The following is a 19,740-nucleotide window of genomic DNA, read 5'->3' as shown; positions in this document are numbered from 1 at the left end:
TCCTCAGTAATAGACCTGGGGAACGGTCAGGTCGGTGGGCGGGATGTCAGTGCCGACCCATTTGGTGAACAGCTCCTTGTACCGCCCGGTGCGCACTTGCTGGTTGATGAACAGGTTGAGGTAGTTGATCAGGCCATACTCGTTGCGCTTGGCACCGAGGGAGACGTAGTCGATGACATAAGGTGCGTCGCCAGCGATCTTCAGGTTCTTGTATTTACCCGACTTGATGGTGGCGGCCGCCACGGTGTTGGTCACCACGGTGGCATCGATGTGCCCCTGGGCAACGGCCAGCAGCGTGTCGTTCTGCGACTGGTAGGCGCGGAAACTGCCGCTACCCCAACTCTTCTGGTCCTTTTCCAGGGCGATGGCCTCGTAGGTGCCGCTGGTATTGCCCAGGGCCTTGCCCTTGAGGTCGGCGTAGCTGTTGATGCCGGTGTTGTCCCGGGTCAGGACTACCATCTGGAATGCGAAGTAAGGCACGGTGAGGCCAACGGTCTTGGCCCGCTCAAGGGTGTCGGAGGTGGATGCGACGATGACATCGGCGCGGCCGGAAATCAGCGCCGGGATGCGGTCCGGAAAGGGCGTCTCCACCACTTCGGCTTCCACGCCCAGGACTTTCGCCAGGTCGTGGCAATAGTCCACGTCAAAGCCTACCGGTTTGTTGCTTTCATCGCGCGAGCCCATGGGCGGGAAGTCCAGGGTCACGGCGCAACGCAGCTTGCCCGAACCGATGATGTCGTCGAGCTTGTCGGCCTGGGCCGGGGAAACAAGGAGAGGGGTCAGTACAACGCTTAACGCTACGGCCAATGCAGGGTTCTTCATAGATGCCTCGCTGTCGAATGGGTGCGTTGAAATATCGTATTGAGGATTTCGTATACGATATTAAATAAGCAATCCCCATGCCTGTTCAGGCTGTGTCGCCTGGCGACGCGTCAGAGGGTTGATCTAGAGGGCTTTCGCTCAAACAGGCGCCCTACAAGGCCGTGGGCGAACCTGGTCCAGGGTGTTACAGATAGGAGCAGCGCGGCGCGCTCGTGCCCCGAGAGGGAACAATTCAGCGCTGGTTCTCCCGATACTGGCTGGGCGAAAGGCTGGTCAAGGCGCGGAACTGACGGCTGAAGGCGCTGTGGTCGGTATAGCCACAGCGCAGGGCGATTTCGGTGATGGGCAGGTCCTTGTCCAGCAACAGCCGCGAGGCTTCTTCCAGGCGCGCCTTGTGAATCATCTGCCGGGGCGTGAGCTGGAAGATGCGTTTGCAGTGACGCTCCAGTTGCGCCACCGACAAGCCGGCGATTGCGGTCAGTTCCGCCAGGCTGACGGCGCGGGCGAAGTGCTGCTTGATATGGGCATCCACCGCCGCCAGTTTCTGGAACGCCGGGTGGCTGGACTGGGGCAATTGCAGGTCCCGGGAAATGCCCGCCAGGCCTACGATCCGTGCATCGGCATCGCGCAGGGCAAGCTTGTGGGTCAAGCACCATACCGGTTGGTTGCCGTAGTACAGGTGGAGTTCGAGTTGGTCCGCCAGCTCTCGGCCGCTTGCCAGCACCCGCCGATCCTGTTCGGTGTACAGCGGCCCGAATCGTTCGGGGAAGACTTGTTCGGCGGTGAGCCCCAGCAGATCGCCGCTGTGCTTGAAGCCGCAGCGTCTGGCCAGGGTCTGGTTGACGAAGGCATAACGTGCCTGCCTGTCCTTGATGAAGAACACCACGTCCGAAAGGGTATCGAGCAACGGTGCGATGGGTTGCAGGCTGTGCAGCAGGGTGTCCAGGTCGCAGGGCGGGAAAGAAGTGAACGAGGGGTACATGGCCGGCATCGTCTTGGAGTGGGCGCGAGGGTGCTCGCGATAGCGCAGTGTCGTTCGAAAATCGGGTGGCTGTCACGCCGCAATCGCAGGCAGGCTCAGTCGCTTGCAGAGGCCCCCAGGTCCAGCAGTGTTTCGATTCGCGCCGGGCTGAAAGGCGGACGCGGCACCGGCGGGGTCCAGCCAAGCAGGTGTTCCAGGGCGGCACCGCAGACCCGACCCTGGCAGGCGCCCATCCCGCAGCGACTGGCGAGTTTCGCCTCGCGCCAGTTCCGATGGCCCGTCAGCTCGCCAAAGGGCACATCCTCGCAGCGGCAGACCAGGGTGTCTGCCTGGGCCAATGACTTGAGCCTGTCATCCAGGGCGAACGCCTTGTTCAGGGTCGTGGCAAAACCTTGCCAGTAGCGGCGACGGGTCCACAGCGCCTGGGCCGAGGCGGTATCGCCCACCGCCGCATGCCCGGCGATGCTGCCTTCCACAAGCGCCAGCTCGCTGCCGCCGAAACCGGTGCATTCGCCGGCGGCGTAGTGTTCGGGGCGGCTGGTGGCTTGCCAGGCGTCCACCGCGAGGGCATTGCCAGCCAGCTCGCAGCCCAGGGCCTGGCCGAGCTGGGTGTTGGGGATGAGTCCGAAACCACAGGCCAGGCGATCACAGGCCAGCTCTATCGTCTTGCCCTGTTGCAGCAGACGCACGCCTTCGAGCCGATCATGACCATAGGCTTGCAGCACATGGCTGTCGGTGCGGTAGTGCCGGTCGAACAGAGCGACAGCTTGCAGGCACTTGCCCGGCCAGCGCGGCAGTCGTGCGGCAAAACCGGCCACGGCGCTGCGCTTGGCTTGCTCGGCAATCCGCACGAGCTGCGCGCCCTGGTGCCTGGCTGTGGCGGCGCTGGCCAGCAGCAGCGGCCCGCTGCCGGCGATCACCAGCCGTTCGCCGCGTACCGGCAAGCCAGCCTTGATCAATGCCTGCAAGCCGCCGGCACCGGTCACCCCGGGCAGCGTCCAGCCGGGGAAGGGCAGCAGCAGTTCGCGTGCACCGGTGCAGAGGACCAGGCGCTCATAGGTGATCTGCCAGCCACGTTCGGCATCTTCCAGCAGCAAGGTCTTGTCGCCAACCTCCGCGATCACCCGGGTGCCGGCATGGCAGTGCACGTTGGCGCAGGCCTGCAGTCGGGCGCGCAGGCGTTGCGCCGCGGGCGGCAGGTTGGCCTGGGGCCCGTCGCGCCAGATCTGTCCGCCCGGTGACGGGTTGTCGTCCAACAGCACGATCCGTGCGCCGCTGCCGGCGGCGGCCAGGGCCGCGGCCATGCCGGCGGGGCCGGCGCCGATGATCAGCAGGTCGGTGGTTTGGTTCATGGTCGGGTTCGCACCTGCATGCCATCGCGGCACAGCGTCTGGCAGGCCAGGCGCCGCTGGCCGTCGATCAACACCCGGCATTCCTGGCAGATGCCCATGCCGCACATCGGCGCGCGGCGTTGTCCGCTGACCGAGGTCCGGCTGCAGCCGTCCGCGCCCAGGGCGAGGGCGGCCGCGACGCTGGTCCCAGTGGCGACCGACAGCGGCCGGTCATCGAGGAATAATTCAGGCATGGGCCGGTTCTCCCAGGAAACGCTGCGGCAGGTAGGGGCGTGCCGCCAGCGGTGACGTTTCGTTGAACAGTTGAGCCACCAGCAGGTCGGCCGTGGCCGGTGCGGTGGTGACCCCCAGCCCTTCATGGCCCACCGCCAGCCACAAGCCCTTGCGCCGCGGGTGTTGCCCCACCAGTGGCAGGCCGTCCGGGCTGGCGGCGCGAAAACCGGTCCAGGCGCGGATGCCGTTGAGTTGCGCCAGCCCCGGCAGGTAGTCGACGGCGCGCTTGAGCATCCTGGCCAGCATCCAGCCTTCTACCTGCGGGTCGACGGTACCGAACTGCCGCGACGCACCGATGAACAACTGGCCGGTCGGTCGGGGCTGGATATTGCACGCCACGGAAGGGCCGCTGGCGTTGTGGGCGCTGGTGACGTAACCCAGTTCAACCAAGGTGTGGGTAACGGTGGCGGGGTAACGATCGGTGATCAGCAGGTGACCTTTCTTCGGCTCGATCGGCAGTTCCGGGCAGAGGTCGGTGGCCTGGATGCCGTTGGCGAGAATCACCGCTTCGGCGCGCAGCCAGCGACCGTCGTCCAGGCGTACCCGCTGGCCATCCACTTCGACGACCTGAGCGCGCTGCTGATCGATGAGCGGATTGTCCAGCATCCAGCGGGCGGCCGCCGGAGCGTAGAGGATGGCGTCGCCGTTGATCAGCAAGCCACCCTCGAGGCCTTTGCGCAGCCCAGGTTCGCGCTGCTGCAGGCTGGCCTGGCCGATCAACTCGCAGGCTTCGCCATGGGCCAGCAGGTTCAGGTATTTGCTGTGGGCCACCGCCATTTCCTCGGGATTGGCCGCCAGCCACAGGGTGCCGTTGTTGCGCCAGGCGCAGCCTGGGGGCAGGGCATCGGCCAGCTCGCGCCAGCGGCCGAGCGAATATTGGCTCAGGGCCAGTTCCGCCGGGTTGTCGTCCAGCACCAGCAAATGGCCCATGCCGGCGGCAGTGGCGCCGTGCCAACCGGCGTCCAGCACCAGGGCCCGCACGCCTCGTTGGGCCAGCGCCCGGGCACAGGCGGCGCCAATGATACCGGCACCGATGACAATCACGTCGGCAACGGCGCCCTCGCTCACGGACGGATGCCCCAGGCGAACGGGTCGTCCGGCTCGATGATCAGCGAGGCTTCGGCGCTGATGAATGCCCGGCCGCGAATGGTCGGTACGATGCGTTCGCCCGCCGTTTCGTAGCAACCTTCGAACTGGCTGCCGATGACGCTCGCCTGGCGCCAGGTCTGGCCCGCTTGCAGCTTTCCGTCCGCGGCCAGGCACGCCAGCTTGGCGCTGGTACCGGTGCCGCAAGGGGAGCGGTCATAGGCCTTGCCGGGGCAGAGCACGAAGTTGCGGCTGTCAGCGTCAGGGTCATCGGCAAACAGCTCGACATGATCGATCAGGCCGCCGTCTTCGCCACGAAAGCCTTGCTGTTCCAAGGCTTGCTGCACGGCATAGGTGTAGGCGGTCAGCCCGTCGAGGTTATCGCCCGCCACCCGTTGGCCGTGGTCGGCGATCAGGAAAAACCAGTTGCCGCCCCAGGCCAAGTCACCCGTCACCGGGCCGATTCCGGGAACCTCCAGGGTCAGCGCCTTGCGGTAGCGATAGGCGGGCACGTTGCGCACGCTGACCGAGCGGTCCTCGTGCAAGGTCGCCTGCACGGTGCCCACCGGGGTTTCGATGGCGTGCACGCCGGGCCCGATCCGTCCCAGGTGGGCCAGCGACGCCACCAGGCCGATGGTGCCGTGGCCGCACATGCCCAGGTAGCCGCTGTTGTTGAAGAAGATCACCCCGGCACAGGCGCTGGGGTCCTGCGGCTCACAGAGCAGCGCGCCCACCAGCACGTCGCTGCCGCGCGGCTCCAGCACGCAGGCCGTGCGCCAGGCGTCGTGCAGGCTCGCCAGGCGCTGCTTGCGTTCGGCCATGCTGCCCTGGCCCAGGTCGGGAAACCCGTCGATGACCAGTCGGGTCGGTTCGCCGCCGGTATGGGAGTCGATCACGGTGATGCGCTTCATGGGTGGGCCACGTCCATTCAGATGAGTGAACGCAAGCGTCGCCCGTGCCGGGGGCCGGCGGCTTGATGCTTTTATCCGCCGCCGATGACGAAATCGGCACAGCGCCGGTCCCTCAATGACTGGACGGCAGGAACTCGAAAAGGGTCTTGCAGACCCCGGCGATGTGTTCGTCCAGCAGTTTCACGGCCCGCTCTACATCCCCGGCCCGGCAGGCGTCGACGATCTCCCGGTGTTCGTGGTCGGCGCGTTCCTTGCCGGCCGACAGGCTCATCTGCATGCGCAGGTAGCGCTCCAGCTTGTCGTGCACCGAGCGGATCAGGCTGACCATGAACGGCCGCTGCGCCGGCTCGTACAGGCAGGCATGCAATTGCCAGTTGAGTTCGGCCCAACGCCCCACGTCGTCTTCGCCGATGAATTCGCGACAGATGCCCTCGGCCCGAGCGAAGGTCTCTTCGGTCATGTTGGGAATCGCCAGGCGCAGCACCTTGTCTTCGAGCAGCATCCGCACCTCGAACATCTGTGCCAGTTCTGCCTCGGAAATGCGCGTCACCATTGCCCCGCGATTACGCTGGAACATCACCAGCCCTTCGGCCTCCAGTCGCTTGAGGGCTTCGCGCACGGGAATCTTGCTGACGTTGAACTGCCGGGCGATGTCGTCCTGGCGGATCGGTTCGTCCTCGGCGAAATGCCCGGCCACGATGGCGTCGCGCAGGTGGCGGGTGATGATTTCCGAAGTGGAGGGGGTATTGCCCAGGTCGGGCAGGTTGAACTTGGATAAAGTCACGGCGGCGGTCGGATGGCTGAGATGGGGATATGGTATACGACTTTACCGAGACGGTCGTTGGGACTATCAGCCGTCAAGCCGACCCCACTGTGTGGCGCGGGGATCAATCCCCTGGACACAGGGTTTCTGCGTTATCCATGGGAGAAACTGGCCACGCTGGCCTGCGTCCGAACGACGACCAGCCCGGTGACGCACGCTCCGACGCTCAACGCTATGCCAAACAGTATCAACGCCACATTGGCGCCGAAGGCATCCGCCAACAGCCCGGTCACCACGACCGGGATGCTGAAGCCAACATAGGCGAACAGGAAGAACCCCGCGCTGACCCGCGCCTTTTCCATGCCGGCCATGGCGGTGACGGCTGATAACCCGCCCAGGTACAGGAAACCGTAACAAGCACTGCTGGCACCCAATGCTCCCACCAACACGGCGAGCAGGGAGCCGACGCTCGCGCCCCAGGCCAGCAACGCGTAGCTCCCAGGCAGGATCAACAGGCCCAGGCTCGTGGCCCTGGCCGGTTGCAGGCGGCGTACCCAGGGCTGGAAAAGCAGGCCGCAACTGATCACGGTGAATGTCGACAGGCCCGACCAGCGCTGCAGATCATGGGTTGCCAGCACCGACGGCAGGATGGCGATGACCAGGCCCGAGGTGGCCCAGGCCAGCAGCATGGAGAAGCTGTAGGGCAGGCTGCCGGCCGGGAACAGGGGCAGGCGTAGCATTGGCGCATGGCGGTTCCTTGCGGCAGGGTCCGGCAGTCGCCATACCACCACGATCGCCACGGTGGCCATGGCCAGCTGCAACCAGAAACTGCCGGGGACCACGCTGGGATATACCAACAGGAACAGGCTGGTCAGGGCGGCACCCAGGCCGAACCCAAGGGACGTACTGGCCGTGACCCGATTGGCGCAGGCGCGCGGGTCGCCGTTCGCCAGCAGTTCGCTCATATAGGCGGTGGAAGTCGCCGAGGCCAATCCGGTACCCAGTCCCATCATCAGGCGCGCCAGTCCCAGGGCGATCAGGTTCGGCCAGAGCGAGGTCATCACGGTGGCCACCATCGACAGGCCCAGGGCGACCAGGATCAGCGGCTTGCGCCCGACCCGGTCGGGCAAGCCGCCAAGGGCGAGCAGGACCGGCAGCACCCCCAGCACATAACAGGAGAATGCCACCGCCGTGGCCCCGGCACCGTGGCCGGAGGCTTGCGCATAGGTGGTGTACAGCGGCGCCTGGAGGTTGACCGCCAGGGTGATCAGGCAAAGGCCGAAGGCCAGTCCCCATGAGTGTCGATCCGGTGTGTTCAAGCGTATGTCCTGATGGTCTGCACGTGTGAGGGACTATCAAGTCCGGGCCGCAGACGGACAAGGAACACAACGGTGCCTTTTGTGTTTAACTGTTCCCTCGAATCATGGAAACACTTGAGCCAAGAGACCGCCAAGGGCACGCGCCATGGACTTGAACATCGATCGCAACGCCGGGACCCCAGTGATCCGGCAACTGGTGACACACCTCGGGGAGTGGATACACGCCCAGCACATCCGTCCTGGCGCGCGGATGCCCTCCATTCGTTCCCTGGCCCGGGAAAACGGCGTGAGCCTGTCTTGCGTGATCAAGGCCTACGACCAGATGGTCGCCAGTGGGGTGCTGGAGTCCCGCCACGGCTCGGGATTCTTCGTGGCGCAACAGGCGGCCCGCGCCGCCGAGCCGGACACAGAGCCGGGGGATGGGCGGTGGTCGCTGTTCGACAACGCGTCGACGCAGCTCAAGCTCGGTTGCGGCTGGCTGCCCGACGCCTGGCGCGACGATACCGACCTGGGCCAGGCGATCCGCCAGGTGGTGCGCAGCGACAACCACGCATTGTTCAACTACAGCAGCCCGTTGGGCTCGCCTCATCTGCGCCTGCAACTGCAAAAACGCCTGGGCCTGATCGACATTCACGTCGACCCGGCACAGATCATCACCACCCAAGGCGCCAGCCAGGGCCTCGACCTGTTGGTGCGAACCCTGCTCAAGCCCGGCGACCTGGTACTGGTGGAAAGTCCCGGCTACTACAACCTGTTCAATCTGCTGAAGTTGCAGGGGGTCAGGACCGTGGCGGTGCCGAGAACCGCCCAAGGCCCGGACATCGCCCGCCTGGAACAGCTTCTCGGCGATCACAAACCCTCATATTTCTTCATCAACAGCATGTACCAGAACCCCACCGGCACCAGCCTGGCGCCGAGCGTGGCCTATCGTCTGTTGCAACTGGCGACGGCCCATGACTTTCGCCTCATCGAAGACGACATCTACGCCGATTTCCAGAATGGCCCGACGTCCCGCCTGGCCTCCCTGGATGCACTGGACCGGGTGATTTACCTGGCGAGTTTTTCCAAGACCTTGTCCAGTTCGCTGCGCATCGGTTATGTGGTCGCCCAGCCCGACATCATCCGGCGCCTGGCCGAAGTCAAGATGATTACCGGCATCGGTTGCTCACTGCTGGCGGAAAACGTGGTAGCGACATTGCTGGCCAACGGTGCCTATCGCAAGCTGATCCAGCGCTTGCGCCAGCGACTGAACAAGCAGATGGCAAGTACGCTGCGCCACCTGGACCCGGCCCACTGGGAAGTGTTTGCCGAGCCGATGGGGGGGATGTTCGTCTGGGCCAGGCCTCGGTACCTGACGGCACAACGGGTGCAGCAGATCGCCCTGCAATTGCAGATCCAGTTGTCCCTGGGTTCGACGTTCCTGCCCCAAGGGGAGGCGTGCGACTGGTTGCGGTTGAATGTGGCCCATACTCAGGATCATCGTGCGCAGGTGTTCTTCCAGCGGGTGGAGCAGGAATCGATTGTGGCGGGCCAGTAGAGCATGGGGAGACTGTTCTGGTGCCATCGCGAGCAAGCTCGCTCCCACGGAGCAGAGCCGGGGGGCACCGAAGATCCCTGTGGGAGCGAGCTTGCTCGCGATGACGGACTGACCGGTCACAAAAAATATTTTTGCTAATGGGAATAGATATCAAACAGAAATGAGTTGCTGTATCTTTCGCGACACATTCTTGTCAGCCTCCCGATGCGGAGGCTTTTTTCCATTAGGATTGTGCATTGATGCGTCGGATTCTCGTTTCACTGTGTGTGCTCCAGGCTTATTCCGTTTCCACCTGGGCTGAACAGCCAGTCCCTGCCAAGCCGGCTTCCCTTGAGTTGCAAGCCACGGATATCGTCGGTAGCGCCGACTATGAATCGGCACAGGGACCGGTGAAGGGCTATCACGCCACCCGTTCGGCCAGTGCCACCCGTACCGACACCGCGATTCATGAAACGCCACAGTCCATTTCCGTGGTATCCCGCGACGTGGTCCAAGACCTCAGTGCCACGCGCCTGCAGGATGCCCTCGATTACGCCGGCGGCGTAGGCCGGGCCAACAACTTCGGTGGCCAGGGCCTGACCACGTTTACCGTGCGCGGCTTTACCACGGGGGAGTTCTACCGCAACGGTTTCCCCATCAACCGTGGCTACCCGAACATGCCCGACGCCAACACCATCGAGCGGCTGGAGGTCCTGCGTGGCCCGGCCACCATGCTTTACGGTCGTGGCGATCCGGGCGGTACCTTCAACGTGGTGTCCAAGCAGCCGTTGGCCGAGCGCACGGTGACCCTGGGCAGCCAGGTCAATGACCAGGGCATGCGTCGTGGCACCGTGGATGCCTCCGGACCGCTGGACGAAGAGGGCCGCCTGGCTTACCGGTTGAACGTGATCGGCGAGGGCGGCGATACCTTCCGCGATCACGTCGAGACCGAGCGCTATGGCATTGCGCCTGTGGTGACCTGGCAGGTCAACGACACCACGCGCCTGACCTTCGAAGGCGATTTCATGCGCAACAATGCGCCGCTGGACCGTGGCCTGACCCATTACGCCGGCCAGCGCGGCACTGCGTCGCGGGATACGTTTTTCGGCGAAAAGGACGCCGGCAAGCTGCACAACGACAACAACATGCTGCAGGTACGCTTCGAGCACATGCTCAACGACGACTGGACCCTCGCTGGCGGAACCCAGTGGCTCGACGGCACCTTGCAGGGCAACGCGGTGGAGGGCAACGGGATCGCTGCCGACGGGCGCACCCTGGGCCGCAACTTCAACTACCGCAAGCTGGAGTGGACCGATCGTGACACCCAGCTCAACCTCTCCGGGCATTTCTCCACCGCAGGGTTCGAACACACACTGTTGACCGGTATCGAGTACGAAGACTACGACTATCAGTCCATCATCCAGCGTTCCTCCGGCGCCGCCGGTGCCTACCCGATCGACATCTTCGATCCGGTGTACGGCCAGCCACGCCCGGCGTTGACACGCACGCCGACCAATGACCAGGAAAACCTCAAGACCCTGGGCGTATTCATCCAGGACCAGGTGGCGCTGACCGAGCGCTTGAAGGTGTTGGCCGGCGCGCGCATCGAGCGGTTCGAGCATCGGTACGAGAATTTCACCACCCGCAATGGGGATTGGGATGCCAGCCATAACGCGACCACTCCACGACTGGGCGTGATCTACGACCTGACCGACACCGTGGCGGTGTATGCCAATACCGCCCGTTCGTTCAAACCTAACACTGGCCGTAGCCGTGCAGGCGGTGGGTTCAAGCCGGAGGAGGGCAAGTCCTACGAAATGGGCGTCAAGTGGGAAGCGCTGGACCGCCAGTTGAGTGTCGATGCGGCGGTGTACCAGATCGAAAAGCGTAACGTACTGACCCCCGATCCCTTGGACCAGGACTTCAAAGTGGCGGCCGGCGAAGTGCGCAGCCGCGGTTTCGACTTGAATGTGGCGGGCAACCTGACACCACAATGGCGAATGATCGGTGGCTACGCCTATGTGGATGCCGAAGTGACCAAGGACACCAGCATCCCGTCCGGCACCCGCTTGCTCAACGTGCCCAGGAACTCCTTCAGCCTGTTGAACGTCTACGAGTTCCAGGACGGTGGCCTCAAGGGCCTAGGCCTTGGTGTCGGTGCCCGGTACGTCGACGAGCGGGCCGGCAATACCGCGGCCAGTACCTTTAGCATGGACAGCTACAGCGTCGTGGACCTGCTCGGTTTCTACAAGGTCAACGAGCGGATCCGCCTCAACCTGGATCTGAAGAACCTGTTTGATGCCGACTACGAAGAGGGAGCATTCGGTGGCGTCTACGCCTACCCGGGCGCTCCGCGGACCGTGCAGGCCGGCATCTCCTACACGCTCTGAATCCAGTGCGTCATGAAAACCCCGGAGGTCCTGCCTCCGGGGTTTTTCTTTATTACCACTTGCCCGTGCTCATGCCGCCGTCCACTGGCAGTATCGCGCCGGTGGTGAAGTCTGCGCTGGCCAGGTACAGCACGGCTTGGGCGATCTCTTCGATGGTGCCTACGCGTCCGGCCGGGGCCAGGCCGTTGAGGAACTCGCGGTGCGCCGGATCATGCATCGGTGTGTCGACGATCCCGGGGGCCACGGCGTTGACCTTGATGTTGTAGGGCGACAGCTCGAGGGCCAGGGCGCGGGTCATCTGGTTGACGCCGCCCTTGATCAGCACCGGCAACGCCGCCGGTACCTGGATGTTGGGCTGCAGGGCCACGGCGGCCGAGATGTTGATGATGAAACCTTGCTGGCGGCTGATCATATGGGCGGCCGCGGCCTGGCTGGCGAAGACGAGCCCTTTGAGGTTGGTGTCCAGCAACGCGTCCAGGTCCTGGGGGCTGTATTCGACAAAGGGCTTGGGCAGGAAGAAGCCGGCGTTGTTGACCAATCCGTCGACGGCGCCGAACGCCTCGATGGCTCTTTCGACCAGTGCCGTTGCGGTCGAAGGATCGGCGATATCGCCCACCACGCCGATGAAGGCGGCCGGATGACCGAGCAGGGCGGCGGCATTGTCCAGGCCGGCCCCGGAGCGCGCATTGCCCACCACGTTATAACCCCGGTCCAGGAATGCCTTGACCAGGCCCAGGCCGATCCCGCTGGACGCGCCGGTGACGATGACGGTTTTGTTGATGCTCATGATTGACTCCTGATCACATTGAATGGAACCGGGCGCCCGTGTGGGCGGTGGTTGTGGTCAGGGTATTGCTGCATCGATGCTTGATAAATATGGGTTCTGGTACTTGAGTTGATACCTCATGTAATGAGTGGCAAGGGCAACGCAAGCTCGTTCCCATGGATTTGTCAGACAGGCAGGCAGAAAAAAGCCCGGTCAATGGACCGGGCTCGGAAGGGATCTGTCATTCCTTGGGAAGACTTCGATAGTGGGTCGTCGTCATTCCCGCGTACCCCCAGTTATCCGTATCGACTTCCTCGATCACGATATGGGTCAGGTGCGGATCCTTGCCCAGTACGCGCTGAAGGGTATCGGTGATTTCGGCGATCACCTGGGCTTTTTGTTCGCGGGTAACGCCGTCTCGGGTAATTCGCACATTGACGAAAGGCATGTCGCACTCCTGCTGATCAAAAAGACGCAGGAGAAATTCCCACGTCAACGAACTCACTGTATTTATACGCCACAGGCTGATAAACAGGGCCTCGGCATATTCAGTTGATACGCGGTGTAATCAATCATGAAACGTCATTTCGAAGACCTGCAGTTGGGCAGCATAGAACTGTTTTGCCTGGCGGCAGAGGCGGGCAGTTTCACCGCTGCGGCGCAACTGGCAGGGGTAACCCCCGCGGCGGTGAGCCGTTCGGTCTTTCGCCTGGAAGAGCGCCTGGGCTCCCGGCTTTTCGTGCGTACCACCCGCAGCATCCGCCTGACCGAAGCCGGCAGGACCTACTTCGAGCAATGCCGCCAGGCGTTGACGCAACTGGTGGAGGCGCAGCAGGAAATGATGGGGGCGCAGTCGGTACCGTCCGGGCAACTGCGCATCAGCTTGCCCACCACGTATGGTCACCACCGCATCCTGCCATTATTGCCGACCTTTCGGGCGCTGCATCCGCAAGTCAGCGTGGACGTCCACTTGAGCAACCGCAACATCGATTTCGTGGCCGAAGGGTATGACCTGGCTATCCGGGTGCGGGCCCAGCCGGACTCCTCCATGATCGCCCGCCTGCTGGAAGACGCGAAGCTGGTGGTCATCGCTTCCCCGGACTATCTGCGTCGGGCCGGGACCCCACAGACCCTGGAAGACCTGGACGTTCACGAATGCATCCAGTTCGAATTGCCCAGCAGCGGTCGTCGCATCTCCTGGTTGTTCAATGTCGACGGCCGGGAGCGCGAAGTGTTCGGCCAGGGCGGCTACTGCTGTTCGGATGATGTGCTGGGTGGGGTCAGCCTGGCCAGGCATGGGGCAGGGTTGTTTCAGACGTATCGATTCATTGTCGAAAAGGAACTGGCGGATGGGAGCCTGGTGGAGGTGCTACAACCCTACAGCGGCCGATCCCGTCCGTTTACGTTGCTCTATCCTCACGGCCGGTATGTGCCGCAACGGGTGCGTGCTTTCGTGGACTTCCTGTTGACGTACCGGCAGCAGTGGGCCGAAGCCTGAAGCAAAAACCTGTGGCGAGGGGATAAGTCCCCCCCGCCACACTGAAGCGATCAGGTTTGCGCTCGGTCAGCGATCAGAACCGGAATGCCTGACGACCGATCAACAACCACTTGCCGTCTTTCTGCTTCTGCCAGATCTGGAAGTTCTCGATTTCCGTCGGGACCACTTCGGTGCCCTTGAGCGCTTGGGCCGAAAAGTGGTTACGCACCAGGGCGGTGTCTCCCGACAGGATGATTTTCTGATTCTTCATTTCCAGGGTCTTGAACGCACTCTTGCCGGTTTCGATGTCGGCAATGAAGGCTTTCTTGTCCTGGATGTTGCCGCTGGAATGCCCATAGGTCAGGTTCTCGGCGGCCAGGGCCTGGAGTTGCGGGATGTCCTTGTGCAGCATGGCCTGGGTCAGGTGGTCGACGGCCTGGGCCACTTCCTGTTCGGCCGATGAGGTGGCTGCCGCTGCGTAGCCGCTGAACAGGCACAAGAAGCTGACGATCAATGTCGCTTTTTTCATGAAGATTTCCTTGTTGTTGTAGGTATCGGCAATGCACGAGCACTTTGCTTGAATTGTGCTCGTCGGTCATCGTACAACTTGTCGAAGGCCACGGGAATAGTCGTACAGCCGGGCCATCTGTGAAATCGGCGAGGTCTGGTCAGAGGACACCGGGGAGGGACAACGATACTGCGAGGGACAACGATACTGCGAGGGCCTTCCTGGGCTGGCGGCGCATTCACAGCCCCTCGCGAACCGCTCCCCGAATGCCGTCCAGCAACATGGTGAACGCCGGGTTGTCGTTGTCCTCTCTCCACACCAGGTGCAGTTCGCTCTGCACCCCTTCACCCAGGTCGATTTCACGGAATACGACATGCTTGAACACCACGCTGGTGGCGCAGCGCGGCACTAGCGCCAGGCCCATGCCGGCGTTGACCAGCGCCAGGATCGTCAGCGACGAACCCAGCCACTGCACGAATTGCGGCGCGACCCGGGCCGAGCGGAGCATGCCGGTAAGCAGTTCGTTGAAGGGCGGGTAGGCGGTATGGGAGTACATGAGGAACGGTTGGCCGTCGAGATCCTGGACGCTCACGGAGTCGGCGCGGGCCAGCGGGTGGCCGGCAGGCACCGCCAGGACGAAGGGTTCGCGTACCAGGCACTCGGTGGCGTAGCCGGTCTCCAGTAGCGGGGAGCGGACGATGCCCAGGTCGATCCGCCGGGCCCGCAGTGCTTCATGCTGCTGATAGGTATTCATTTCCGACAGGACAATCTTGACCTGGGGCTGTTTCAGCCGTGCCTCGGCAATGACCCTGGGCAGGAACTCATACACGGCGCTGCCGACGAAGCTGATCGTCACCGAACCGATATCGCCCTGGGCGAACCGCCGGGCGGCCACGGCGGCCTGTTGCGCCTGCTCCAGGAGATTCTGCGCCTCGATGAAGAAAGCCCGGCCGGCGGCCGTGAGCGCGACGCTGCGGGTGCTGCGGGTGAACAGCTCGACCCCCAGGTGGTGCTCCAGCAACTGGATCTGCCGGCTCAAGGGCGGCTGGGTCATGTTCAGCCGTTCGGCGGCGCGACGGAAGTTGAGCTCGGTCGCCACGGTGGTGAAGCAGCGCAGTTGGGCCAGTTCAAACATTGATTCAATCCAGGTATCAATCAAGTGCCAAGTTAGATTAGACGGGAACAATACCGGCCGTCCATCATCGGGCCGTTCTCCACAAAAACAATGAATGGGAGGCTCCCTTGAACAACCTGTCGGACTCCACGCATGACAGCACCCTCGCGGTCGCTGCCGCCAAGGTCAAACGTCATGTCCTGCCCCTGGTGGTGGTGATGTTCATCGTCAACTACATCGACCGGGTCAACATCGGCTTCGTGCGCAGCCACCTGGAAACCGACCTGGGCATCGGCGCCGCTGCCTATGGCCTGGGCGCCGGGCTGTTCTTCGTCGGCTATGCGCTGTTCGAAGTGCCGTCCAACATGCTGCTGCAACGTTACGGCGCCCGGGCCTGGCTGACCCGGATCATGTTCACCTGGGGCGCGGCGGCGATGGCCATGGCCTTCGTGCGCGGCGAAACCAGTTTCTATGTCTTGCGTTTCATCCTCGGCGCGGCTGAAGCAGGGTTCTTCCCCGGCATCATCTACTACTTCACCCAATGGCTGCCCGCCAATGAACGCGGCAAGGCCATGGCGATCTTCCTCAGCGGCTCGGCCATCGCCTCGGTGATTTCCGGACCGGTGTCCGGTGCCTTGCTGCACATCAGCGGCATGGGCCTGCATGGCTGGCAATGGATGTTCCTGATCGAAGGTTTCGCCTCCATCGCCCTGTGCGGGTTTGTCTGGTTCTGGTTGCAATCGCACCCCAGCCAGGCCAAGTGGCTGACCGCTGAAGAGAAGACCGTGCTGATCGCCGCCATTGCCGAGGAGCAACGTGCCAGGGAAGCCGCCCAGGTCATCAAGCCGTCGGTGTTCAAGTTGCTCGCCGACCGCCAGATCGCGCTGTTCTGTTTCATTTACTTTTCCATCGCCCTGACCATCTACGGCGCCACCTTCTGGCTGCCGAGCATGATCAAGAAAATGGGCGGCCTGGGGGATTTCCAGGTGGGCCTGCTCAACTCCATTCCGTGGATCATTTCCATCGTGGCGATGTATGGCTTCGCCGCCTTGGCCAGCCGCTGGAAGTTCCAGCAGGCCTGGGTCGCGGTGACCCTGGTGATCGCTGCCTTCGGCATGTTCATGTCCACCACCGGCGGTCCGGTGTTCGCCTTCGTCGCGATCTGCTTCGCGGCCATCGGTTTCAAGGCGGCCTCGGCGCTGTTCTGGCCCATCCCCCAGGGCTACCTGGACGCGCGCATCGCAGCGGCGGTGATCGCCCTCATCAACTCCATCGGCAACCTCGGCGGTTTCGTCGCGCCCACGGCCTTCGGCTTCCTGGAACAGACCACCGGTTCCATCGAAGGCGGCCTGTACGGGCTGGCCATCACCTCGCTCGTGGCGGCCGTGGTGATCTTTTTCGCCCGCACCGCGCCGCGTCGGGACAAGCCTGACTCGCTGTCCGGTCGGCCCGAAGCGGCGACCCACGCCGACTCATCGGAAAAATCACAAGCCCTGAACCCTGGCCCATCGGGAGCCGCTGTATGAAGATCAAACGCGTCACCGTCACACCCATCGCCTTCCGTGATCCGCCGCTGCTCAACGCCAGCGGCATCCACGAACCCTACGCGCTGCGCTCGATCATCGAAATCGAGAGCGACAACGGCTACATCGGCCTGGGAGAAAGTTACGGCGATGCGCCGGCTCTGGCGATCCAGCAACAGCTGCAAAGCCAGCTGATCGGCCTGGATCCGTTCAACCTCAATCAGCTGAGGGCCATTGTCCAAGCCACCGTGGCGGCCCACCGCCCGGCGAGCGTCGCGGGGGCGGAGCTGGCGCCGGGATCCCACGCCAGCAAGGCAGTGAGCAATGCCTATTCGGCCTTCGAGGTGGCGTGCCTGGATCTTCAGGCCCGTTACCTGAACGTACCGTTGGTGGACCTGCTGGGCGGGGCGATTCGCGATCAAGTGCCGTTCAGTGCCTACCTGTTCTTCAAGTATGCCGAGCACATCGATTCACCGTACCCGCCGGACAGCTGGGGTGAAGCCCTGGATGAACGGCAGATCGTCGCCCAGGCCCGGCGCATGATCCAGGACTACGGCTTCAAGAGCATCAAGCTCAAGGCCGGTGCCCTGGAGCCGGAGCATGAAGTGTCGTGCATCAAGGCGTTGAAGCAGGCGTTTCCCGGTTATCCCTTGCGCATCGACCCCAATGGCAACTGGTCGCTGGAGACTTCCATTCGCATGGCCGAGTTACTGGGCGATGACCTGCAGTATTACGAAGACCCGACGCCAGGGCTGGGGGGGATGGCCGAACTGCACAGGCGCACGGGGCTGCCCCTGGCCACCAACATGGTGGTCACCGACTTCGACGAGCTGCGTCGCAGCATCGCCCAGGACAGCGTGCAGATCGTCCTGGCCGATCACCATTACTGGGGCGGGCTGCGCGACACCCAGGTGCTGGCGAAGATGTGCGCCACCTTCGGCCTTGGGGTGTCGATGCATTCGAATTCGCACCTGGGCATCAGCCTCATGGCCATGGCCCACGTGGCGGCAGCGGTGCCGAACCTGGACTACGCCTGCGACACCCATTACCCATGGCAGGAGCCGGACGAAGAAGTCATCCAGGGCGGCAAGCTGCCCATCGTCGATGGCTGCGTGAAAATTACCCGGGCGCCGGGGCTCGGGCTGGAGCTGGACCGAGACCAGTTGGGCCTGCTGCATGAACAGTACCTGCGTTGCGGCATTCGCCAGCGTGACGATGTGCGGCAGATGCAGCGCTACCGGCCGGACTGGAAAACCGTCAAGCCGAGGTTCTGAGGCGACGGCGGCGGGCCTGCCGCGCAGGCCAGCGAAAGCAGGCCCTTGTGGTGAGGGGATAAATCTCCTCACCACAAGGTCGGTGGTATTGAGCACCCACCTTATACCCTCCCAGGCCATCCAGTGGCCCACGCCCAAAGTACCGCGCCCGCCGACAACGCAGTCTTACGCCCAAACTGCCGCGCCCGTCAGCCTCGCCGTCTTACACCCAAAATGCCGCGCCAGCCCGGCGCTTCCAAAGCACTCGCCAATTGCCCCCAAGGCAGCGTATGGCGTGGCCTGCAGCCTTTCGATAATCGCCTCCGACATCCCGTCCCCTGTTGCGGAGCGCGCCATGCACAACAATAACAATACCCGCCACCGTTTTTTGCCTGCGGTGATCGCCGGCCTTTCGACCCTCGGCCTGACGTCGTGGGCCCAGGCTGAAATCATGCTGTACGACAAGGACCAGACCACTTTTTCCACCGACGGCTATATCAATGCTTTCTACGTCAACAGCGACGTGGATCGTGCCGGCGAGCAATTCGACCGTCGTCAGTCGCGGGTCAAGATGGGGTTCTTGCCCAACTACCTGGGCTTCAACATGGGCAAGCAGGTCGATGACCTCAAGCTAGGCGCCCGCGCATCGTTCTGGGTGACCATCAACGACAGCGAAACCAACGGCACCGACACCGCCATCGACGTGCGCCAGTTCTACGGCACCGTGGCCAACCCGGAGTGGGGCGAGGTATTGATCGGCAAGGACTTCGGCCTGTTCGCCCGTTCCAACATCCTGCTGGACGAGCTGTTGGCCGGCTACGGCCAGGTCAGCGATACCCTGGGCCTGGTGGACGGTGGTGGCGTGTCGTTCGGCAACATCGGCAGCGGCTATCCCTATCCGTTCCCCACCTCGCAGATCACCTATCGCACGCCGGTGGTGGACGGACTGCGCATGGCGGTGGGGATCATGGACCCGGTGGACACCAACGACAACAGCGCCACCGGCAAGGCCTACCAGGAAAACCCACGCACCGAGAGCGAGATCACCTACCAGTTCGACCTCGCCGGAGCCAAGATCTACAGCTGGCTCAACGGCAGCTACCAGACCTCGGACAACACCGATACCACCGTCGAGTCCGTGACTTCCAAGGGGGTGGGCTATGGCGTGCAGGCCAAGATGGGCGGGCTGTCGCTCACCGGCTCCGGATTCCAGGCCAAGGGCATCAACCCGTTCTTCACCAACAACGCGGGCGAAGCCACGTTGCGCAATGTCGACAGCAAGGGCTACCTGCTGCAGGGCTCGTACAAGCTGGGCAAGAATCGCCTGGCGCTGTCCTATGGCAAGACCGATGACGACGGCAACGGGGTGGTGGGCAGCGGCGCCGATTACGAAACCCGTGGCATCGCCTTGTTCCACGACATCAACGACAACCTCAAGCTCGTGGCCGAGTACAACCAGTTCGAAATCAATGGCCACGACACCAGCGCCCAGAACGAGGACACCGATACCTTTGCGGTGGGCGCTGTGTTGACCTGGTGACAACGATTCGCCGGGCGAAAAGCACACCCCGCGGGGCTGTACGATGCGCCTGAGACACTGAGGTCATGATCGCTCCCACGCGGAGCGTGGGAGCGATCAGTCATCGAGCCAGTTTCGTGGCGGTCCCACCGTGCGCATCGCGGTC

Annotated in this window: 18 protein-coding genes; 6 read left to right on the top strand and 12 right to left on the bottom strand. The window is 63.4% G+C overall.

Going from position 1 to position 19,740, the window contains the following annotated elements; translation table 11 throughout:
• Nucleotides 1-3 precede the first annotated feature (3 nt).
• The 8 genes from BLP99_RS16780 to BLP99_RS16745 form a co-directional block, all read right to left on the bottom strand.
• Nucleotides 4-822, bottom strand: coding sequence for an ABC transporter substrate-binding protein (locus BLP99_RS16780; protein ID WP_072391372.1), 819 nt, complete (start codon nucleotides 820-822; stop codon nucleotides 4-6).
• A gap of 232 nt (nucleotides 823-1,054) precedes the next feature.
• The gene (locus BLP99_RS16775; RefSeq protein ID WP_076407067.1) at nucleotides 1,055-1,804 is read right to left on the bottom strand and encodes an AraC family transcriptional regulator; all 750 of its coding nucleotides are present in this window, start codon (nucleotides 1,802-1,804) and stop codon (nucleotides 1,055-1,057) included.
• Nucleotides 1,805-1,899: 95 nt separating this feature from the next.
• The gene (locus BLP99_RS16770) at nucleotides 1,900-3,156 is read right to left on the bottom strand and encodes an NAD(P)/FAD-dependent oxidoreductase (protein ID WP_092181094.1); all 1,257 of its coding nucleotides are present in this window, start codon (nucleotides 3,154-3,156) and stop codon (nucleotides 1,900-1,902) included.
• A complete protein-coding gene (locus BLP99_RS16765) occupies nucleotides 3,153-3,389 on the bottom strand; it encodes a 2Fe-2S iron-sulfur cluster-binding protein (RefSeq protein ID WP_092181091.1) in 237 nt (78 codons plus the stop codon). The genes BLP99_RS16770 and BLP99_RS16765 overlap by 4 nt, the downstream gene beginning before the upstream one ends.
• A complete protein-coding gene (locus BLP99_RS16760; RefSeq protein ID WP_092181088.1) occupies nucleotides 3,382-4,497 on the bottom strand; it encodes an NAD(P)/FAD-dependent oxidoreductase in 1,116 nt (371 codons plus the stop codon). The genes BLP99_RS16765 and BLP99_RS16760 overlap by 8 nt, the downstream gene beginning before the upstream one ends.
• Complete coding sequence (locus BLP99_RS16755) at nucleotides 4,494-5,426, bottom strand: 4-hydroxyproline epimerase (RefSeq protein ID WP_092181085.1); 933 nt, start codon at nucleotides 5,424-5,426, stop codon at nucleotides 4,494-4,496. The genes BLP99_RS16760 and BLP99_RS16755 overlap by 4 nt, the downstream gene beginning before the upstream one ends.
• A 112-nt stretch (nucleotides 5,427-5,538) precedes the next feature.
• Nucleotides 5,539-6,210 carry a GntR family transcriptional regulator gene (locus BLP99_RS16750; protein WP_072391391.1) on the bottom strand — a complete coding sequence of 224 codons (672 nt, stop codon included), beginning with the start codon at nucleotides 6,208-6,210 and terminating at the stop codon, nucleotides 5,539-5,541.
• A 131-nt stretch (nucleotides 6,211-6,341) separates the two neighbouring features.
• Entirely contained in the window at nucleotides 6,342-7,508 is a 1,167-nt protein-coding gene (locus BLP99_RS16745) for an MFS transporter (protein WP_092181082.1), read from the bottom strand.
• A 145-nt stretch (nucleotides 7,509-7,653) separates the two neighbouring features.
• Between BLP99_RS16745 and BLP99_RS16740 the strand changes: the two genes are divergently transcribed.
• Nucleotides 7,654-9,045: an aminotransferase-like domain-containing protein gene (locus tag BLP99_RS16740; protein ID WP_092181079.1), complete on the top strand. Its 1,392-nt coding sequence runs from the start codon at nucleotides 7,654-7,656 to the stop codon at nucleotides 9,043-9,045.
• A gap of 239 nt (nucleotides 9,046-9,284) precedes the next feature.
• A complete protein-coding gene (locus BLP99_RS16735) occupies nucleotides 9,285-11,414 on the top strand; it encodes a TonB-dependent siderophore receptor (protein ID WP_092181076.1) in 2,130 nt (709 codons plus the stop codon).
• A 52-nt stretch (nucleotides 11,415-11,466) separates the two neighbouring features.
• Here the strand turns inward: BLP99_RS16735 and BLP99_RS16730 are convergent, their stop codons facing one another.
• Together BLP99_RS16730 and BLP99_RS16725 are read right to left on the bottom strand one after the other, a co-directional pair.
• On the bottom strand, nucleotides 11,467-12,201 hold the full coding sequence (locus BLP99_RS16730) for an SDR family NAD(P)-dependent oxidoreductase (protein WP_072391403.1): 735 nt from the start codon (nucleotides 12,199-12,201) through the stop codon (nucleotides 11,467-11,469).
• 220 nt (nucleotides 12,202-12,421) lie between these two features.
• A complete protein-coding gene (locus BLP99_RS16725; protein ID WP_072391406.1) occupies nucleotides 12,422-12,628 on the bottom strand; it encodes a tautomerase family protein in 207 nt (68 codons plus the stop codon).
• A gap of 126 nt (nucleotides 12,629-12,754) precedes the next feature.
• On the opposite strand from BLP99_RS16725, the gene BLP99_RS16720 reads away from it, so the two are divergent.
• Nucleotides 12,755-13,678, top strand: coding sequence for a LysR family transcriptional regulator (locus tag BLP99_RS16720; protein ID WP_072391409.1), 924 nt, complete (start codon nucleotides 12,755-12,757; stop codon nucleotides 13,676-13,678).
• A gap of 73 nt (nucleotides 13,679-13,751) precedes the next feature.
• Here BLP99_RS16720 and BLP99_RS16715 read toward each other — a convergent pair whose 3' ends face one another.
• Together BLP99_RS16715 and BLP99_RS16710 are read right to left on the bottom strand one after the other, a co-directional pair.
• Entirely contained in the window at nucleotides 13,752-14,186 is a 435-nt protein-coding gene (locus tag BLP99_RS16715) for a nuclear transport factor 2 family protein (RefSeq protein ID WP_072391413.1), read from the bottom strand.
• A 217-nt stretch (nucleotides 14,187-14,403) separates the two neighbouring features.
• Nucleotides 14,404-15,300 (bottom strand): LysR family transcriptional regulator, encoded by an 897-nt coding sequence (locus tag BLP99_RS16710; protein WP_072391416.1) that lies wholly within the window; start codon nucleotides 15,298-15,300, stop codon nucleotides 14,404-14,406.
• A 107-nt stretch (nucleotides 15,301-15,407) separates the two neighbouring features.
• Here BLP99_RS16710 and BLP99_RS16705 point away from each other — a divergent pair, with 107 nt between their 5' ends.
• From BLP99_RS16705 to BLP99_RS16695, 3 genes are all read left to right on the top strand, one after another.
• Complete coding sequence (locus BLP99_RS16705) at nucleotides 15,408-16,805, top strand: MFS transporter (RefSeq protein ID WP_072391419.1); 1,398 nt, start codon at nucleotides 15,408-15,410, stop codon at nucleotides 16,803-16,805.
• Nucleotides 16,802-18,076: a glucarate dehydratase family protein gene (locus tag BLP99_RS16700; RefSeq protein ID WP_092181073.1), complete on the top strand. Its 1,275-nt coding sequence runs from the start codon at nucleotides 16,802-16,804 to the stop codon at nucleotides 18,074-18,076. Before BLP99_RS16705 ends, BLP99_RS16700 begins: the two co-directional genes overlap by 4 nt.
• 334 nt (nucleotides 18,077-18,410) lie before the next feature.
• Nucleotides 18,411-19,595: a porin gene (locus tag BLP99_RS16695; protein ID WP_092181070.1), complete on the top strand. Its 1,185-nt coding sequence runs from the start codon at nucleotides 18,411-18,413 to the stop codon at nucleotides 19,593-19,595.
• Nucleotides 19,596-19,740: the final 145 nt, after the last annotated feature.

This window comes from Pseudomonas sp. NFACC32-1, assembly GCF_900101215.1.
In the GTDB taxonomy this organism is placed as follows: Bacteria; Pseudomonadota; Gammaproteobacteria; order Pseudomonadales; family Pseudomonadaceae; genus Aquipseudomonas.
This window is presented reverse-complemented; position numbering and strand designations above follow the sequence as displayed.

What these genes read in the sequence shown, in the direction of transcription:
- BLP99_RS16780 (WP_072391372.1), bottom strand. Translation starts at nt 822, where the DNA reads ATGAAGAACCCTGCATTGGCCGTAGCGTTAAGCGTTGTACTGACCCCT.
- BLP99_RS16775 (WP_076407067.1), bottom strand. Translation starts at nt 1,804, where the DNA reads ATGTACCCCTCGTTCACTTCTTTCCCGCCCTGCGACCTGGACACCCTG.
- BLP99_RS16770 (WP_092181094.1), bottom strand. Translation starts at nt 3,156, where the DNA reads ATGAACCAAACCACCGACCTGCTGATCATCGGCGCCGGCCCCGCCGGC.
- BLP99_RS16765 (WP_092181091.1), bottom strand. Translation starts at nt 3,389, where the DNA reads ATGCCTGAATTATTCCTCGATGACCGGCCGCTGTCGGTCGCCACTGGG.
- BLP99_RS16755 (WP_092181085.1), bottom strand. Translation starts at nt 5,426, where the DNA reads ATGAAGCGCATCACCGTGATCGACTCCCATACCGGCGGCGAACCGACC.
- BLP99_RS16740 (WP_092181079.1), top strand. Translation starts at nt 7,654, where the DNA reads ATGGACTTGAACATCGATCGCAACGCCGGGACCCCAGTGATCCGGCAA.
- BLP99_RS16735 (WP_092181076.1), top strand. Translation starts at nt 9,285, where the DNA reads ATGCGTCGGATTCTCGTTTCACTGTGTGTGCTCCAGGCTTATTCCGTT.
- BLP99_RS16730 (WP_072391403.1), bottom strand. Translation starts at nt 12,201, where the DNA reads ATGAGCATCAACAAAACCGTCATCGTCACCGGCGCGTCCAGCGGGATC.
- BLP99_RS16725 (WP_072391406.1), bottom strand. Translation starts at nt 12,628, where the DNA reads ATGCCTTTCGTCAATGTGCGAATTACCCGAGACGGCGTTACCCGCGAA.
- BLP99_RS16720 (WP_072391409.1), top strand. Translation starts at nt 12,755, where the DNA reads ATGAAACGTCATTTCGAAGACCTGCAGTTGGGCAGCATAGAACTGTTT.
- BLP99_RS16715 (WP_072391413.1), bottom strand. Translation starts at nt 14,186, where the DNA reads ATGAAAAAAGCGACATTGATCGTCAGCTTCTTGTGCCTGTTCAGCGGC.
- BLP99_RS16710 (WP_072391416.1), bottom strand. Translation starts at nt 15,300, where the DNA reads ATGTTTGAACTGGCCCAACTGCGCTGCTTCACCACCGTGGCGACCGAG.
- BLP99_RS16700 (WP_092181073.1), top strand. Translation starts at nt 16,802, where the DNA reads ATGAAGATCAAACGCGTCACCGTCACACCCATCGCCTTCCGTGATCCG.
- BLP99_RS16695 (WP_092181070.1), top strand. Translation starts at nt 18,411, where the DNA reads ATGCACAACAATAACAATACCCGCCACCGTTTTTTGCCTGCGGTGATC.